The sequence below is a fragment of the uncultured Methanobrevibacter sp. genome (genome assembly GCF_934746965.1).
In the GTDB taxonomy this organism is placed as follows: Archaea; Methanobacteriota; Methanobacteria; order Methanobacteriales; family Methanobacteriaceae; genus Methanocatella.
Genome location: NZ_CAKVFS010000005.1, coordinates 27,051 through 43,908 on the forward strand (window position 1 = coordinate 27,051; position 16,858 = coordinate 43,908).

15 protein-coding genes are annotated in these 16,858 nt (G+C 29.0%); 8 read left to right on the forward strand and 7 right to left on the reverse strand.

Annotated elements, in window-relative coordinates; translation table 11 throughout:
- Window positions 1–68 precede the first annotated feature (68 nt).
- Genes Q0984_RS04970 through Q0984_RS04980 form a run of 3 tightly spaced genes read left to right on the forward strand, consistent with a single transcriptional unit; the run spans window position 69 to window position 3,587 of the window.
- Window positions 69–1,259 (forward strand): ATP-binding protein, encoded by a 1,191-nt coding sequence (locus tag Q0984_RS04970; protein WP_299524477.1) that lies wholly within the window; start codon window positions 69–71, stop codon window positions 1,257–1,259.
- Between the two features lie 12 nt (window positions 1,260–1,271).
- Window positions 1,272–1,787, forward strand: a complete 516-nt coding sequence (locus Q0984_RS04975; protein ID WP_299524480.1) for a nitroreductase family protein — start codon at window positions 1,272–1,274, stop codon at window positions 1,785–1,787.
- A gap of 60 nt (window positions 1,788–1,847) precedes the next feature.
- A complete protein-coding gene (locus Q0984_RS04980) occupies window positions 1,848–3,587 on the forward strand; it encodes a glycosyltransferase (RefSeq protein ID WP_299524482.1) in 1,740 nt (579 codons plus the stop codon).
- Here the strand turns inward: Q0984_RS04980 and mmp11 are convergent.
- The 6 genes from mmp11 to hacA form a co-directional block, all read right to left on the reverse strand.
- Window positions 3,572–4,510, reverse strand: a complete 939-nt coding sequence (mmp11, locus tag Q0984_RS04985; protein WP_299524485.1) for a methanogenesis marker protein 11 — start codon at window positions 4,508–4,510, stop codon at window positions 3,572–3,574. The genes Q0984_RS04980 and mmp11 overlap by 16 nt on opposite strands.
- A gap of 8 nt (window positions 4,511–4,518) precedes the next feature.
- On the reverse strand, window positions 4,519–4,935 hold the full coding sequence (gene ribH, locus Q0984_RS04990) for a 6,7-dimethyl-8-ribityllumazine synthase (protein ID WP_299524488.1): 417 nt from the start codon (window positions 4,933–4,935) through the stop codon (window positions 4,519–4,521).
- A 154-nt stretch (window positions 4,936–5,089) separates the two neighbouring features.
- The gene (locus Q0984_RS04995; protein WP_299524491.1) at window positions 5,090–7,423 is read right to left on the reverse strand and encodes a glycosyltransferase family 2 protein; all 2,334 of its coding nucleotides are present in this window, start codon (window positions 7,421–7,423) and stop codon (window positions 5,090–5,092) included.
- A gap of 9 nt (window positions 7,424–7,432) precedes the next feature.
- Window positions 7,433–8,440 carry an isocitrate/isopropylmalate family dehydrogenase gene (locus tag Q0984_RS05000; protein WP_299524494.1) on the reverse strand — a complete coding sequence of 336 codons (1,008 nt, stop codon included), beginning with the start codon at window positions 8,438–8,440 and terminating at the stop codon, window positions 7,433–7,435.
- A complete protein-coding gene (locus Q0984_RS05005; RefSeq protein ID WP_299524497.1) occupies window positions 8,415–8,894 on the reverse strand; it encodes a 3-isopropylmalate dehydratase small subunit in 480 nt (159 codons plus the stop codon). Before Q0984_RS05005 ends, Q0984_RS05000 begins: the two co-directional genes overlap by 26 nt.
- Before the next feature lie 4 nt (window positions 8,895–8,898).
- A complete protein-coding gene (gene hacA / locus Q0984_RS05010; RefSeq protein ID WP_299524500.1) occupies window positions 8,899–10,146 on the reverse strand; it encodes a homoaconitase large subunit in 1,248 nt (415 codons plus the stop codon).
- A 337-nt stretch (window positions 10,147–10,483) separates the two neighbouring features.
- On the opposite strand from hacA, the gene Q0984_RS05015 reads away from it, so the two are divergent.
- The 3 genes from Q0984_RS05015 to Q0984_RS05025 all read left to right on the forward strand — a co-directional run bounded on the left by Q0984_RS05015 (window position 10,484) and on the right by Q0984_RS05025 (window position 13,516).
- Complete coding sequence (locus Q0984_RS05015) at window positions 10,484–10,810, forward strand: helix-turn-helix domain-containing protein (protein WP_299524503.1); 327 nt, start codon at window positions 10,484–10,486, stop codon at window positions 10,808–10,810.
- Window positions 10,811–11,061: 251 nt separating this feature from the next.
- Entirely contained in the window at window positions 11,062–12,270 is a 1,209-nt protein-coding gene (locus tag Q0984_RS05020; protein WP_299524506.1) for a DUF2264 domain-containing protein, read from the forward strand.
- A 70-nt stretch (window positions 12,271–12,340) separates the two neighbouring features.
- Complete coding sequence (locus Q0984_RS05025; protein ID WP_299524509.1) at window positions 12,341–13,516, forward strand: DUF2264 domain-containing protein; 1,176 nt, start codon at window positions 12,341–12,343, stop codon at window positions 13,514–13,516.
- On the opposite strand, the gene Q0984_RS05030 is transcribed toward Q0984_RS05025, so the two are convergent.
- Window positions 13,506–14,744 carry a nucleotide sugar dehydrogenase gene (locus Q0984_RS05030; protein ID WP_299524512.1) on the reverse strand — a complete coding sequence of 413 codons (1,239 nt, stop codon included), beginning with the start codon at window positions 14,742–14,744 and terminating at the stop codon, window positions 13,506–13,508. The genes Q0984_RS05025 and Q0984_RS05030 overlap by 11 nt on opposite strands.
- A 97-nt stretch (window positions 14,745–14,841) precedes the next feature.
- On the opposite strand from Q0984_RS05030, the gene rfbD reads away from it, so the two are divergent.
- A complete protein-coding gene (rfbD, locus tag Q0984_RS05035; protein WP_299524515.1) occupies window positions 14,842–15,687 on the forward strand; it encodes a dTDP-4-dehydrorhamnose reductase in 846 nt (281 codons plus the stop codon).
- Window positions 15,688–15,987: 300 nt separating this feature from the next.
- Window positions 15,988–16,857, forward strand: a complete 870-nt coding sequence (gene rfbA, locus Q0984_RS05040) for a glucose-1-phosphate thymidylyltransferase RfbA (protein ID WP_299524518.1) — start codon at window positions 15,988–15,990, stop codon at window positions 16,855–16,857.
- Window position 16,858 lies beyond the last annotated feature (1 nt).

The following is a 16,858-nucleotide window of genomic DNA, read 5'->3' on the forward strand; positions in this document are numbered from 1 at the left end:
TATATACTGAAAAGATAATATGATTTGATTTAAACTTTATTATATACTGAAAAGTTGTTGGTGTGATAATGGTTAAGCGAGGATTATATATTGATAAAATTAGACCTTTAATTGATAAGGATATAATTAAAGTTATAACTGGCATTAGACGGTGTGGAAAATCCTATTTTTTAAATTTAATCATTGAAGAACTTAAAAATAACGGAATTAAAGATGAAAATATAATTTTAATAAATTTGGAGTCTATGAAATATAATTCTTTAAAAACAAAAGAGGAATTGGATGATGTTGTCTTAAATTTAACTAAAAATATTTCTGGTAGGTTTTATCTTCTTTTTGATGAAATACAAAATATTGAAAGATGGGAAAAGGCTATAATGGGTTATAAAGTTGATTTTGACTGTGATATTTATATTGCTGGATCTAATTCAAAATTATTATCTAGTGAACTTGCAACATTTTTAGCTGGCAGATATATGGAAATAAAAATGTATCCTTTTTCTTTTAATGAATTTTTAAGTTATAAAATTGATGATAATGAAAGAGAATTGTTTCAGGAATATTTTAAATATGGTGGAATGCCACTTACTTTAGAATTAAATTCTCAACAAAAAATAGATTATTTAAATGATATTTATAATTCTATTGTTTTAAAGGATATTGTTGAAAAATATAAATTAAGAGATGTTAATTTATTAAATAGACTAATTCTGTACATGTTGGATAATATTGGAAATCCTTTTTCAGTTACTAGTATTTCTAAGTATTTAAAACATTTTAATATAAAATTTTCAAATAATACTTTATATAATTATTTACAATATTTGGAAAATGCATTGATAATTTCTAAATTGCCACGGGAGGATATTCAAGGTAAAAAATTATTTAAACTGTCTGAAAAGTATTATGTTACAGATCATGGTTTTGTGGCAGCATTGCTTGGTGAAAGACAGAGTAATCCAAATCAAATTCTGGAAAATATTGTTTATATTGAATTTTTAAGACATGGTTATGAGGTTACTGTTGGTAAAATTAAAAGTCATGAAATTGATTTTATTTGCAGAAAAAACAATCGGAAAGTTTATGTTCAGGTTTGTTTCCAATTAAATTCACAAGAAACTCAAGAAATAGAATTTAGGCCTCTTAAGTTAATTGATGATAATTTTGAAAAGATTGTTATAAGTATGGATGATTTTGATTTTTCACATGATGGAATTAAACATTTAAATATGATTAAGTTTTTAAAAGAATTTATCTAGAAAGGTGATGTTATGACAGATTTTGAGGAAGTTTTAAATACAAGACGTAGTATTCGTGAATATGATTTTAAAGATGTTGAAGATGAAAAAATAGAAAAAATTCTTAAAGCAGCTATGCAGGCTCCAGGCAGTAGGCTTAAAGCTGAACCTTGGGAGTTTATCGTTGTTAAAAATAAGGAAACTCTTAAGAAAATTGGAGAAATAAAACCTAGGGTAAGTGATGCTCCTGTAGCTATTGTTCTTGTAGCTAATATCAAAAGAGCATTTTATAAAACTATGTGGCAACAGGATTTAAGTGCAGCAGCTGAAAACATGTTACTTGAAGTATGTAATTTAGGTTTAGGTGGCCTTTGGAATGGTGTTGCACCTGAAGAAGAACGTATGGATAAAATAGGTAAATTAGTAGGTATTGATGATGAAAATCTGAAAGTATTTTGCATAATTACATTAGGTTATCCAAAAGATGGTTTAAAAAATGAGTTTATGGATAAATTTGATGAATCAAGAATTCATTATGAAGAATACTAACATTTATACTATTTAATTAACATAAGTATATAATGTATTAAATTATTATAGGTGAATTTATTGTCTTGGTTTATTGTGCTTCTTGTATTTTTATTAGCTGCATTTAAAACAGAAAAACCTAAAAAGTATATGAAGGTTTCTGTTATTATTCCTGCATTTAATGAAGAAGAAACCGTAGCTAATGTTATTAAAGTTATTAGGGAAGTACGTTATGTTGATGAAATTATTGTAGTTAATGATGGTTCAACAGATAATACTGAAGCAGAAGCTAAAAGTGCCGGGGCAATTGTAATTAACCATGAAGTAAATAAAGGTAAAGGGGAAGCTCTTACTACTGGTTATAAGAAATCAGACAGTGATATTATTGCATTTATTGATGCAGATATTCATAATTTAACTTCTAAAAAGGTAGATGCTATGATTAGACCTATTTTGGAAGGTAAAACTGATATTACTAAAACTAAATTTGCAAGAGAAAGTGGCAGGGTAACAGAATTAACTGCTAAACCTCTTTTAAACTTTTTTTTCCCGGAAATTTCATTTGAACAACCTTTAAGTGGTCAGTTTGCTGCTAAAAGGTCAGCTTTAAAAAAGATAGATTTTGAAAAAGATTATGGTGTTGACGTTGGTATTGTTATAGATGCTGATGTTTTAGGTATTTCTGTAGAAGAAGTGGATATTGGAGAAATTGAACATGACATGTCTCCATTATCTGATTTAAATTTAATGGCTAATGAAGTTGTAAGAACAATTATTGATCGTGCTAACAAATATGGTAGAGTTGTCATGATTGATGATATCGGTTACTTTATTCGTATGGCTATTGTAGGACTTTCTTTAATTATTTTAGGATTATTTGCAATATTCTTTGTTAAACAAGTTCCATTGGCACTTGGAGTTATTGTTTCTATTGTGGGAATCATAATAGCTATTTGTTATATTATTAAAGTAATTATAAAATCCATTGTTATTTATAGGAAAGCTCCAACTGGTAATTTAATAAAATCATTTGTTAAAGTTCATTTTCCTTTAATTATCTCTGTTATTATTTTAATTTTAATGATTTCTACATTTATTGGAGCAGCTACTTTTGAAGACGGTACTATTTCAATTGAACCTAGTTCTAGAAATCTAATTATTTTTGCAGATAATAGTAATGATACAATCTCTGTAAGAGGTCCATATACTGTAGACTCTGCAATTGAAAATGAAAGTAATATAATTCGCATGCCTGCAGATGCATTACAAACATTAGGAATGCAATATAATGATACTCTTATTGTGAATGGTGTACCTTATTTAATAAATGATACAAGAACTGGTGAAGGAGGTATATTAAGACTTCCAATCGATGCTAAAAATGCACTTAATTTAGAAGATGGAGACAGTTTACAGGATAGTCGTTTAAGTCAGGTCTTTGAAGGAACAGTAATTAACCATAATTCCAACAAAGAGAATGTTAATCTAATGGAATCATATATAATTTCTTCAAAACCTGGAAATTGTTATTCTTATGGTATTTATATAGATAATGAATCAATTGATAATTCAACAGCAATATTTGAAGATAATAACACTTATAGTGTAGCTATTAATCAGGAGAAAATTGGAACTATTGAATATCAAAATGCATCATTTACAAATAATACTCAGACATTTTATCATAATGGTCATGTAATTGAAATTAAATTTGATAAAACAAGTTCTAGTTCAGTAAAACATGTAACTAATATTGACCAAGGATTTTTCATTAATTTAAATTTTATAAAAGTAAAAAAAGAAGTTTATGATTTATCATAAACTTTTACAGCTTCTTCAACATCATTATAAAGTCCAAGAGCTGCTAGAGCACCAACTTTTCCTTGATCTCCACTAACTGCTATTAAATCAATACCTAATTCTTTTGCAGTTGCTTCAGCAGTTTCAATATCCATCATTCCAGATTTAGTAGCTATTGAATATTGCCTTAATTTTTCAGGAATTTCTAATCCTTCTAAAACTGCAATAGCTGTTTTGTCAGATAATGTATCTCTTTTAAGAATTTCAATTGTTCTTTTAACTAATTCTTCTTTTTTATCTTCAGGTACTGCAAAAGTTAATGCAATTGAAACACAGTTTTGTGTTTTATGTGGGTTATGAGGATATAATTGAACAATAATATGGTCTAAATATTCAAAACCTTCATTTTTAAGCTCAACACCTAAATTATGAGCCATAGTCCAAGTAGCTCCAGCATCTTTTACATCAGTATCATCAACACCAATAACTACTTTTTTAAGCTTAGGAGTAACTACTGTAGCTTTTCCTACTTTAGAACCTCCTCCTTGTTCAATGAGTTCAATGTATTTAACACCTTCACCCATTCCTCTACACATTCCAGCACCTACACCAGCTCCAGCAAGACCTGCATGAGTTACTTTGACTTCATCACCATCAACAACAATCTCATCAATTCCTGCTGCATTAAAACTAGCTTTTAAATCAAGTGGGGCACAACCTACATGACAGGAATAAACATGTTTGTTCCCATCTCTGTATGCAGAATCAATTAATTCACTATTATTTTCATATTGGTGAAGTAACCAGTGAGATCCTGAAATACAAGGATGATATTCTACTATTTCGACTTTATCACCATCTACCATAGTTAATACTTTTTGGTAAGGTGCAACCCAAGGGTCATTAAATTTTTCTTTTAACTGATTAGGTTTTAGAATTTCCATGTAATCATCTAAATTTCTTTTAATCTATCACACATTTTAATAGCTGCTTCAACTGCTCTTTTACCATAATCTACACGTTTGTGTGCATCTAATCTAGTCATACCAGGTCCACTAATTCCTAATGCTACTGGTTTTTCGTATTCTAAAGATAAGTCAGCTATTTTACGAGATGCATGTTGTGCTACAATTTGATCGTGGTCTGTAGCTCCTTCAATTACTGCTCCAAGAGTAATTACAGCATCAATTTCATCTTTTTCAAGTAATTTTTTAATAGCTAATGCCATATCAAATACTCCCGGAACGGTTACAACTTGTGTAATTTCACAGTCTCTAGATTTAGCTTCTTCTTTGGCTAAACCTAACATCATTTGAGTAATGTCGTAGTTAAACTCAGCTACTACTGCACCTATGTTGTATTTTGCCATTCTTAAATCCTCCTACTATAAAACCATCAACATAAAACTTGCAACCCCACTTAATACCATAATTAAGATGATAAAAAGTGCTGCTGCTCTTTTTTTATCTACATTCATATTCTTTTCCTCATTAATATAATATATTAATTTAAGATTTTCATTATTATTTAAATTTTCTTTTAATTTTTCTTAATTTTTCTGTTGCTTTCCAACTATTTGAATTTAATATTTCGGAATTTAAATTTTCCAATTCATTAATCTTTAAATTTAATTCATTGATTTTAGAAAGGTATTCTTCATCTTTTCTAAATTCTTCTTGAGTTACACTTATTAATTCGCATATTTTCTGAGTTAATTGGCTTATTCTTTGATGGTAATAAGTTTCCATGTCAATGCTATTATTTAAAACATCTTCAGTGTTTATCTGGTCTTTGATAATTTTTTCAATAGCTTTTCTACCGGAATTAATGTTATTTAATTTAGATTTATATGAAATATCTAGATTATCCATGATACTGTTTTCTTCGCAGACTCCCCAGATTGGAGTTTTACTTCCCTGATAATCAGATAATTTTGAAGGTAAATATGGATTAATTTTAAAGTTTCCTTTTATACTGTCTTCTACAAGTAAAATATCAAATTTTGTTGTAAGATTTAAAAATTCTAAAAAGTTTACAGGACCATTTAAAATACTTTGTTCATATAATTCTGGACTTAATAACTGTTCAAATAATGTTATTGACGGTGTGAAAATATGTAATTTGACTTTACTTTTTAATTCATCATTTAAACTGTCAAATGCATTGGTAAAGTCTTCAAAACTTCTATGGTCATAAATAACTCCAAAATAAGCAAAATTTATATAACTATTATCAATATTATAGTTACTTTCTTTTGTGTAATAATATTTTAAGTCGAGTGTTTTATGTGGCTCTATCTTAGCTTTTTTATTAACTAAATCTTGGATATCATAAGGATTGCTATCAATCATTACTTCTTTTTGATTTTCATTTGTAAATATAATCTCATCACAAAGTAAAATAGTTAAATATTCACAAATACAGTTTATATCATCATTTATAGAAAGATTAATATTTAATTCCCGGTTTATTTTCTGGATATACTCCTTATCATTAATAGCACTACTTAATTGTGTTTTTCCAAACTCATAAATCAAAGGATCTGAAAATTCAGCTCTCCAATAAGTATTAGGATGGGTTAATTTGTATTCAATTGCTAAAAAATGTGAATGAACAAAATTAGCTCTACTATATATTTTATCATAGACTTCTAATGTGTTTAGAGACTCTAAAGATTTATTTACAAAACTTTTAATATTTTCCCAACTTGTAGAAAATTCAGAGTCAATTACAATTTTATTTATTAAAAATTGATTAACAACATTTTCAAGTGTATAATCTTTATTTAGTTCATCTAAACTTCCACAAATAACATCTACATTTTTAGCTTCAGTTAATATTCTTTTAGCTACAGAATTACTTGTAGTAGTATTTGTTGGACTGAATGCATATGAAATAATCAATTCTCTTTTCTGATTGTCTAATTTAGATAAATCTTCATTTAAATACTTAAATGGGAAAAAATCAAAATTATAACTTGCAATATCTTTTAAAACTTTAACATAATCTTTTTTGTGTTTTTTTAGATACTGGTTTATTTTAACAACCTGACCACCAGTTAAACTTTTAATAAAACTCTTCATTACTGGTGTTTTAGCTTTTCTTAATCCTTTATTAATATCATTAATCACTTTTAAACGATCAGTTATATTAAAATCATAAGATAAAGGTTTTCTAGATATTGAATTATCTCTCCATAACCTATAATAAATAGCTTCTTCCTTTTTATCTACAATGTAGAATTCAAAATCATAATCAACATAAAATTGAGCATAATAGGAGATATCCACACCATTGTTAAGTTCCACATTAAAAGAAGAATTTTTAACATTTCTTGTTGGAATTAATTTATCTGTTGTAATAGTTAAAATTCCTTGCATTTCATCGCAGTAAGGATTTGTATTAATCCCAGAGCTTTCAAGAAGTGGTTTTGATAAGTAAGACTCTTGAATTTCACCACTATCCTGATTAACATCTAAAAATGTTCCAATAACAATTCTATTAGGTTTGGCATATTGATATAATTTTTCAAAGTAGTTATAACTAATATAATCATCATCATCTATAAAAATAGTATATTCTCTGTTTGCGATTTCAATCCCTAAATTACGGGCATTACAAACACCTACATCACTATAGGTTAAAATAATATTAATTTGAGGATTTTCCTCCTGATATTTCTTGATAATATCTGGTGTAGAATCTAACTCTCCATTAACAATAAAAATAGCTTCAAAAAGACTTGAATCAATAGTTTGGTTAATTAAAGAATCTAATAATTTAGAAATATAAGCTTCTCCTTTATATGTAGGAATAATTGCACTTATACCTTTTTCTAAATTAGATTCTTCAATCATATAATTCCTCTATAAAGCATTTTTAATAGCTTCAGATACGTCCATAGTAGTTGCATTTCCGCCTAAATCACCAGTTAAGGTTTTACCTTCAGTTAATACTTTTAAGATAGCTGAATCAAATTTATCTGCAGCTTCGTTTTCACCAAGGTATCTAAGCATCATAATAGCTGAAAGCATCATAGCTATTGGATTTGCTTTTTGCTGACCTGCAATATCTGGTGCTGAACCATGGACTGGTTCAAATAATGCACCATCAGAACCGATATTTGCAGATGGGATTAAACCAAGTCCTCCAACAAGACCTGCACCTTCATCAGATAAAATATCTCCAAATAAATTAGTAGTTACAACAACTTGGAATTCTTGAGGTTGTGTTACAAGATACATTGCTGTTGCATCAACATAGAAGTCTTCAGTGTCAATATCAGGGTAATCTTCAGCAACTTCATAAAATATTTCTTTAAATAATCCGTCAGTTTTTTTAAGAACATTTGCTTTATGAACTGCTGTAACTTTGGTTCTGTTATTATCTTTTGCATATTGGAATGCATAGTCAATAATACGTTTTTCAGCTTCTCTTGTGATAATACGTTTAGCTATTGCACCTTCTTCTGTTTCTTCTTCTTGATTTGCAATGTATAATCCTTCTGTGTTTTCTCTTACAATCATGAAGTCAACATCTTCAAATAATGCATTTATATTAGGATAAGATTTAACAGGTCTTAAATTAGCAAACATTTTCATTTCTTGACGAATTTTCACAATAACGTCAGCTGCAGTTTCACCAGCAGCTCCAAATAAACATGCATCTGCATCTCTTACTATATCAATAGTTTCTTGAGGAAGAGGTGTTCCATGTTCTTCATTACATTCGTCACCAGCTATTCCATATACATAGTCAAAATCAACATCTAATGCATCTAAAACATTAATTGTTGCTTCCATAACTTCTTTACCTATTCCATCACCAGGAATAACTGCTATTTGGTATTTATTCTCTTTGTTTGAGGTACTCAATTAAACCACCTTTTTCTAATATTTCTAACATAAATGGAGGTAATTTTTTAAAGGTAATTGTTTCTCCATTTTCGGAGGTAATAATTCCTTTATCCATATCTACTTCTATTTCTTCTCCATTTTCTACAAGTTTACTTATTCCTGGAGCTTCAAGAAGAGGAACTCCTACATTTGTAGCATTTCTGTAAAAAATTCTTGCAAATGATTCAGCTATTACTGCAGCTACACCAACACCTTTTAAAGCTATTGGGGCATGTTCTCTGGAAGATCCGCATCCAAAGTTTTTACCAGCTACAATAAAATCTCCTTTTTTACATTTTTCGTTGAAATCAGCATCTAATCCTTCCATACAGTGTTGTGATAATCTTTCTTCATCTGTATAAATTAAATATCTTCCTGGAAGGATAATATCAGTATCAATATCGTCTCCGAATTTCCAAACATTTCCTTTCATATTATCACTCCGGTGCAACAATTTTTCCTTCAATAGCTGAAGCAGCAGCTACTGCAGCAGATGATAAGTAAACTTTTCCATCTGGACTTCCTTGTCTACCTTTGAAGTTTCTGTTAGATGTAGAAAGACTTACTTCTCCAGGTCCAATGATTCCAGTATGTCCTCCAAGACATGGACCACAACATGGAGCAGATACTAAAGCTCCTGCATCAACAAATATTTTAAGTAATCCTTCATCAAGTGCTTTAGAGTATACTTCTTTAGATGCTGGAATAACTAACATTCTAGTTCCTTTAGCTATTTGTTTTCCTTTTAATATTTTAGCAGCATCTCTTAAGTCACTAAGTCTACCATTAGTACATGATCCGAGGAATACTTGGTCAATTTCTTGATCTACTTCACTTACAGGTTTAACATTGTCTACATGGTGAGGACAAGCTACTTGTGGTTCTAAATCACTTACATCAATATCAATAATATTAAGAGATGGAGCATCTAAATCAGTTTTAAATACTTTATATGGTTTGTTAGAACGACTTTCCACATAATCAATAGTTTTTTGATCAGGTTCTACTAAACCAGTTTTTCCACCCATTTCAATAGCCATATTTGTTAAAACCATCCTGTCAGAAATACTCATATTTGAAACAGTTTCACCAGCAAATTCACAAGCTTTATATGTTGAACCATCAACACCTACTTGACCGATAATATTTAAAATAACATCTTTTGCATAAACATTATCTTTTAATTCCCCAGTAATTTCAAATCTATTTGTTTCAGGCACTTTAAACCATAAATTACCTTCAGCAAATACCATAGCCATATCAGTAGAACCAATACCTGTTGAAAAAGCACCTAATGCTCCATGAGTACAAGTATGTGAATCTGCACCTACAATAACTTCTCCAGGAACAACATGTCCTAATTCTGGAAGAATTTGATGGCAAACTCCTGCGTTTACATCATAAAAGTTCTTAATTCCTTGTTCTTTAACAAATTTTCTCATTATAATATGATTGTTAGCTGAGTCGATTGAATCAGCTGGAACTTGATGATCGAATGGTATTACAATTTTTGACGGGTCCCAGACTTTAGTAGCACCAATTTTCTCAAAAGATTGTACTGAAAGAGGTCCGGTTAAATCATGAGTCATTGCAACATCAATATTAGCGATAACAATATCTCCAGCCTCAACTTCGTCTTTACCAGCTGCTCTAGCTAATATTTTTTCAGACATTGTTTTTGGCATATTTTTAAACCTCACATATTAATGATAATTATATATAATTTGCAGTATATAAAATGTTTATGATTTTTACAGATTGTCAAGACTTTGATGATATAAAATCTTTTTTTGATGATGGAGCATAATTTAATTTTTATTTTTTCCCAGTAATATTATTTAAAAAATTATTTTAAGGATATTTAGTTAATATTAATTAATACATGGTGATATCTGATATTTTATTTTATAATTAAATTATATTATTTGGTTTTATGATGATTAAATATCTTTTATTTCAGTATTCCTTAATTTTTATATATTTTTATTACAAAATAATTAAGTATCTGAGGAGAGGAAAATCATGGAAAATATTGTAGGAAAAAATTTAAAGAAATTAAGGAGAGAAAATGGATATGCTCCAGAACAAGTTTCTGACTATTTAGGAATTTCTCAAAATAACCTTTCTAAAATTGAAAATGGTGAAATAAATTTTAACATGACTTTACTTGATAAATTATGTTTATTATGCAATTGTTCTCCAGAATATTTATTAGGAAAAACGGATTTTTATGAAAAATCAAATGTGACATTTTACAGTGATGAAAAAATGGATTTAAATGTAGTTGCAAAAATGAATGAAATTACAGGATTTTTAAAATTGCTAAGAAATCTGGAGAGTAATGATTAAGTGGAATGATGTTGCATCTTGATGATCTCAAAATCAATTAGGACATATTTTAATTTAAAAGATATTATTACTTAGTTAATAAGTTGATAGTTTTTTAAAATTATATAATTGGCGTAAGTAGTTAAATCCTTTCTTAAAATGTATTTTAAGGTGATTATCTGTTTTATTGGATTAAATATAAATTACCCGTTTAGATAAATTTGACTCACTTAATTAAAACTTTAAATATTAGGTATAATATAATACTGTTCATGAGTAATTCATTCTTTGGACGATTTAAAAAAAATGATAATCAGGTTATTGAAGAACAACCTCCTGTTTGGGAGGATAGAATTTTTTGGGTAGAAACTTTACAAAAGATTGCGTTTCCAGTATTGAATAATCTTAAAAAAGGATCCCTTAAGAAAAACATGGTTGTTGAATCATTTAGCTCAGAAAGTAATAAATTTGCTCATCTCGAAGCTTTTACTAATGTTTTCAATGGAATTGCATCATGGTTAGAATTGGGGCCTGATGAATCTGAGGAAGGAAGGATTCGTGAAAAATATATTATATTAACTTTAAAAGCTATTAGTAATGCAATAAATCCAAATAGTAATGATTATATTCTTTTTACAGAACCTAAACAATCTTTAATGAGTATGGCGTTATTTGCTCAAGGTTTACTTAGATCCAAAACCCAAATCTGGAATAACTTGCCGATGGATGTCCAAGCTAGAGTTATTTATGAACTTAAAAACACAAGAATAGTTGCACCATTTGAAAATCACTGGTTATTATTTACTTCTATAATTGAAGCAGCTCTTTTAGAATTCACTGGAGAATGTGATAAAGAACGTTTAACTTATGGTGTTCGTAAATTTAGAGATGAATGGTATCTTGGTGATGCTATATATGCAGATGGTCCTGAATTCGATGTAAATTACTGCAATAGTATTTTCATTCATCCGATGCTTAATGATATTTTAAAAGTAATGAGAAAATATGGAATTGAAGAAGGAGAATTATTAGATATTCAATTAATGAGATCCAGTAGATATGCATCTCAATTAGAAAGAGTTATTTCTCCAGAGGGTTCTTATCCTCTTTTAGGAAAATCAATGTCTTATCGTTGTGGTATTTTCCATTTATTGGCTCAAGCATCATTATTTAAAATATTGCCTAAAAATATAGAAGCATCACAAGTTAGATCTGCTTTAACTAAAATATTAAGAACTCAATTTGGAGATTATCAGAACTTTGATGATAAAGGCTGGTTAACTATTGGATTAAATGGTCATCAAATGGAGATTGCTGAAAAAGAAATTAATACTGGTAGTCTTTATGCATGCTGTGCAATATTTTTACCTTTAGGTTTATCTTTTAATGATTCATTTTGGGTAGGTCCTTTTGAAGAATGGTCTACTTTAAAAGCTTGGAATGGCAATCATATAGAATCTGATCAATCAATAGACTTCTAAATTATTCCTTTTTTATCTTATTTTTTTCTTATAAAACTATTTATAAAATCAATAACATTATTATTACATGATGAAACTCTTTTCTAAAAATAATCCACCTTCAAATAAAAGTGACAGACAAATTTGGGTTAATACTCTTTCTAAAATAGCTAATCCTGTATTAACAAACATGGCTAATGAAACATTAAAAAAAAACATGCCTGTAGAGTATGTTAAAAAAGAAAGAGCGAAATTTGCTCATTTAGAGGCAGTGGGTCGTTTAATATGTGGTATTTCATCATGGTTGGAATTAGGTTCAGATAACACTGAAGAAGGAAAACTAAGAGGAAAATACATAGATTTAGCAACTAAAGGTTTGGTTAATATATGTAATCCTGAATCAAGAGACTATTTAATTTTCAATGAACCGTACCAGCCATTAGTTGACGCAGCACATTTAGCTGAAGGATTATTCAGATCTAAAACTCAAATTTGGAATAGAATAGAGTCTGATGGTCAACATATGATTTTAGATGCTTTAAAAAAGACTCGAAGTATTGAGCCATGGATTAATAATTGGATTTTATTTCCATCAATGATTGAGGCATTTATTTTAGATATTACTGGTGAATGTGATTTTGATAGGCTTACAAGAGGAATTTACACTTATCGTGACCAGTGGTACTGTGGAGATGGTCAATATGGAGATGGACCAAATTTTCACATGGATTATTATAATAGTTTTGTAATTCATCCGATGTTAACAGATACATTAATGATTATGAGAAAACACAGTATTGAAGGTCATGAATTTTTAGATACTCATTTAAACAGGTTAACCAGATATGCTACTCAGTTGGAGAGATTAATTTCACCAGAAGGAACATATCCTGTCATCGGCAGGTCAATGTTATATAGAACTGCAGTTTTTCAGGCATTAGGTCAAGCTTGTTTACTTGAAAGATTGCCTGAAAATGTAAGTCCTGAACAGGTTAGATGTGGATTAACTGCAGTTATTAAAAGACAGTTTGCAGATAACTCTAATTTTGATAAAAAAGGATGGTTGAGATTCGGTTTTAATGGAAAACAAACAGGTGTTGCTGAAGAGTATAGTAACACTGGTAGTTTATATCTATGTACTACAGGATTTTTACCATTAGGTTTACCACAAAATCATAGGTTCTGGGCAGGTCCTGCTAAAGAATGGACTAATTTAAAAGCATGGAATGGAAAAGATATTGACTCTGATATGTATATTAGAGAGTAAATAAATTTCCATAATTATAAAGCTTAATTTCTTCGGGAACTTCTTTTATTATATTTTTAGTATCAAATATAACTGGATTTTTCATATTTTCTTTAATTAAATTATAATCTAGATTTTTGAATTCATCATGATCACATAAAATTAAAAGTAGAGATGCATCTTGTGTAGCTTCATTTAAACTCACATTATTCTTATTATCTACATGTGGGTCATAAACATTTATTTCATAATTGTCTGATTCTAATTTAGCTATTATTTTATAAGCTGGACTTTCCCTATCATCATCAGTATTTCCTTTGTAAGCAACTCCTAAAACAGCTATTTTACCTTTTGGAATTATTTTTTTAACATTCTCATAAACAAATTCCGGCATGGAATTATTGGTATCTCTAGCTAATTTTATTATTTTTGCTTCTTGAGGTGCTTTTGAGTAAATAAAATAAGGGTCAATAGCAAGACAATGTCCTCCAACACCAGGTCCTGGAGAATGTAAGTTGACTCTTGGATGTTTATTAGCCATTTCAATAACATCTAAAGCATTTACTCCTATTTTAGTACAGATTTTTGTAAGTTCATTAGCTAATGCAATGTTAACGTCTCTAAAAGTATTTTCCATACATTTGGATAATTCAGCAGTTTTTGCTTCTGTTTTTATTAATGCACCTTTAACAAATTGCCCATAAACTTCACTAGCTTTGATTGAACATTCTGGAGTTATTCCTCCTACAATACGATCATTATGAACAAGTTCGTACATTATTTTTCCAGGGAGAACTCTTTCAGGGCAGTGGGCAAGGTATAAATCTTTTCCTATTGTAAATCCTGCTTTTTCAAAAATAGGTTTGACATAATCATCCATAGACATTGGAGCTATTGTGGATTCAACAATAACAGTATTTCCTTTTTCCAAATAAGGAACTATAGATTCACATGCACTAATAACATAGCTTAAATCACAGGTATAATTTTCAGCAATATATGGTGTAGGGACGGTTATTATAAATGCATCAGCTTTAGTGGGTGTTGTTGAAGCATGATAAACTCCTTTTTCAACAGCTTCTTTAATTATTTCTTTAATTCCAGGTTCCTCAATATGGATTTTTCCCTGATTTAATGTTTCAACAACTTTTTTGTTTACATCTACTCCAACAACTTCACAGTGATTTTTCGTAAAAAGTGCTGCTGTTGGCAACCCGATATATCCTTGTCCAATAATACAAATTTTCATAATTAAAAAGCCCCTTTTATTTTTAGAATAATTACATATATTATGTTTATTAATATAAATAATACTTAGTTTTTATTAAATAGGAATGAGGATAAATATGAAAGTTTTAATTACAGGATCTAATGGAATGTTAGGACATGATTTAACAGATGTTTTAAATGATGAACATGAATTGATACTTACAACATCTAAAACATTAGATATTACCAATAAGGATGCTACAATTGAATTTATAAAAGAAACTAAACCGGATATAGTTATAAACTCTGCAGCTTACACTAATGTAGATGGATGTGAAGAAAATCAGGAATTGGCATTTGGTGTAAATGGTGAAGGAGTAAGAAATCTGGCTATAGGATGTAAGGAAATTAATTGCCCATTACTTCATGTTAGTACAGACTATGTATTTAATGGTAAAAATGACACTCCATGGGTTGAAGATGATGAAATTGGTCCAATAAGTGTTTATGGAAAAAGTAAACTTGAAGGAGAACAGGCTATCCAGGAAATACTTGATAAATTTTTCATTGTTCGTACTGCATGGTTGTATGGTGTTAACGGTGGAAATTTCCCAAAAACAATGTTGGAACTAGCTAAGACTCATGATGAATTAACTGTAGTTTACGATGAAGTAGGAAGCCCAACATATACTTTAGATTTAGCTGAAGCTATCGGACAATTAATAAAAACAGATTATTATGGAATTTACCATATTACTAATTCTGATAGCTGTTCATGGTGTGAATTTGCAAAATATATATTTGAAATAGCAGATGTAGATGTAAAAGTAACTCCAGTTACAGCTAGTGAATTTGCAAGACCTGCTCCAAGACCAAGCTACTCAGTTTTAAATAATAAACAATGGGTGGATAATGGTTTTAAACCTTTAAGAAGTTATAAACAAGCTATTAAAGATTATATTAAAAAAATAAAAGAGAATTAGTTTAATTCTCTTTATTCTATTTTTATTGTGTTTCCTGTTTGGAAGTTGTTCCAGATTGATGTGATAATATATTCACCGGACATTAAATTAATGTTTAATTTAGCTATTTCTTCTTCGTTGGTTGTTCTTGTGTAAAATACTCCGTTGACGTTGAGGTTACTTTTTTATTTATAATTAGGTACTTTTTTCTTTTTTTTATACTTCTTTTATTTATAATCTCAATTTTATTTTTAATAGGTATTTTAATTAATTAGAAAAAATATAATTTAATTCATTATAAAATTTATTAAAGGGATTTTTATGAAAGGAATTGTACTTGCTGGGGGATCTGGAACTCGTTTGTATCCAATCACAAAAGCAATATCTAAACAGTTAGTACCTTTGTATGATAAACCAATGATTTATTATCCTATTTCAGTCTTAATGCTTGCAGGAATCAAAGATATTCTAATAATATCCACTCCTAGAGATTTACCTATGTTTAAGGAACTTTTAGGTGATGGTAGTAGTTTAGGAATTAATTTTAGTTATGAAGTTCAGGAAAAACCTAACGGACTTGCAGAAGCATTTATTGTTGGTGAGGAGTTTATTGGTGATGATGATGTTGCTTTAATTTTAGGAGATAATATTTTCCATGGTCACAGGTTTACTGAAATTTTAGAAAGAGCTACTAAATTAGAGGAAGGAGCTGTAATATTTGGATATTATACAAATAATCCAGAAGCTTTTGGAGTAGTTGAATTTGATGAAAATTGGAATGTACTTTCAGTTGAAGAAAAACCTGAAAAACCTAAATCTAATTATGTGGTGCCTGGACTTTATTTCTATGATAATGAGGTAGTTGAAATAGCTAAGAATGTTGAACCTTCTCAAAGAGGTGAACTTGAAATTACTTCAGTTAATGAAGAATATCTTAATCGTGGAAAACTTAAAGTTGAACTTCTTGGAAGAGGAATGGCTTGGTTAGATACTGGAACTCACGATGGTCTTTTAGAAGCTTCTAATTTCATTGAAACAATACAAAAAAGACAAGGTCTTTATATTGCATGTCTTGAAGAGATAGCTTATAATAAAGGTTACATTACTAAAGAAGAACTTTTAAAAACAGCTGATGAACTTAAAAAAACAGATTATGGTAAATATTTATTTAATTTAGTTAAAGATGATTAAT

Coding starts and splice junctions, on each gene's coding strand:
- rfbD (WP_299524515.1), top strand. CDS start 14,842: ATGAAAGTTTTAATTACAGGATCTAATGGAATGTTAGGACATGATTTA.
- Q0984_RS05005 (WP_299524497.1), bottom strand. CDS start 8,894: ATGAAAGGAAATGTTTGGAAATTCGGAGACGATATTGATACTGATATT.
- Q0984_RS05025 (WP_299524509.1), top strand. CDS start 12,341: ATGAAACTCTTTTCTAAAAATAATCCACCTTCAAATAAAAGTGACAGA.
- mmp11 (WP_299524485.1), bottom strand. CDS start 4,510: ATGGAAATTCTAAAACCTAATCAGTTAAAAGAAAAATTTAATGACCCT.
- Q0984_RS04975 (WP_299524480.1), top strand. CDS start 1,272: ATGACAGATTTTGAGGAAGTTTTAAATACAAGACGTAGTATTCGTGAA.
- Q0984_RS05020 (WP_299524506.1), top strand. CDS start 11,062: ATGAGTAATTCATTCTTTGGACGATTTAAAAAAAATGATAATCAGGTT.
- Q0984_RS05030 (WP_299524512.1), bottom strand. CDS start 14,744: ATGAAAATTTGTATTATTGGACAAGGATATATCGGGTTGCCAACAGCA.
- Q0984_RS05015 (WP_299524503.1), top strand. CDS start 10,484: ATGGAAAATATTGTAGGAAAAAATTTAAAGAAATTAAGGAGAGAAAAT.
- ribH (WP_299524488.1), bottom strand. CDS start 4,935: ATGGCAAAATACAACATAGGTGCAGTAGTAGCTGAGTTTAACTACGAC.
- rfbA (WP_299524518.1), top strand. CDS start 15,988: ATGAAAGGAATTGTACTTGCTGGGGGATCTGGAACTCGTTTGTATCCA.
- Q0984_RS04995 (WP_299524491.1), bottom strand. CDS start 7,423: ATGATTGAAGAATCTAATTTAGAAAAAGGTATAAGTGCAATTATTCCT.
- Q0984_RS04970 (WP_299524477.1), top strand. CDS start 69: ATGGTTAAGCGAGGATTATATATTGATAAAATTAGACCTTTAATTGAT.
- hacA (WP_299524500.1), bottom strand. CDS start 10,146: ATGCCAAAAACAATGTCTGAAAAAATATTAGCTAGAGCAGCTGGTAAA.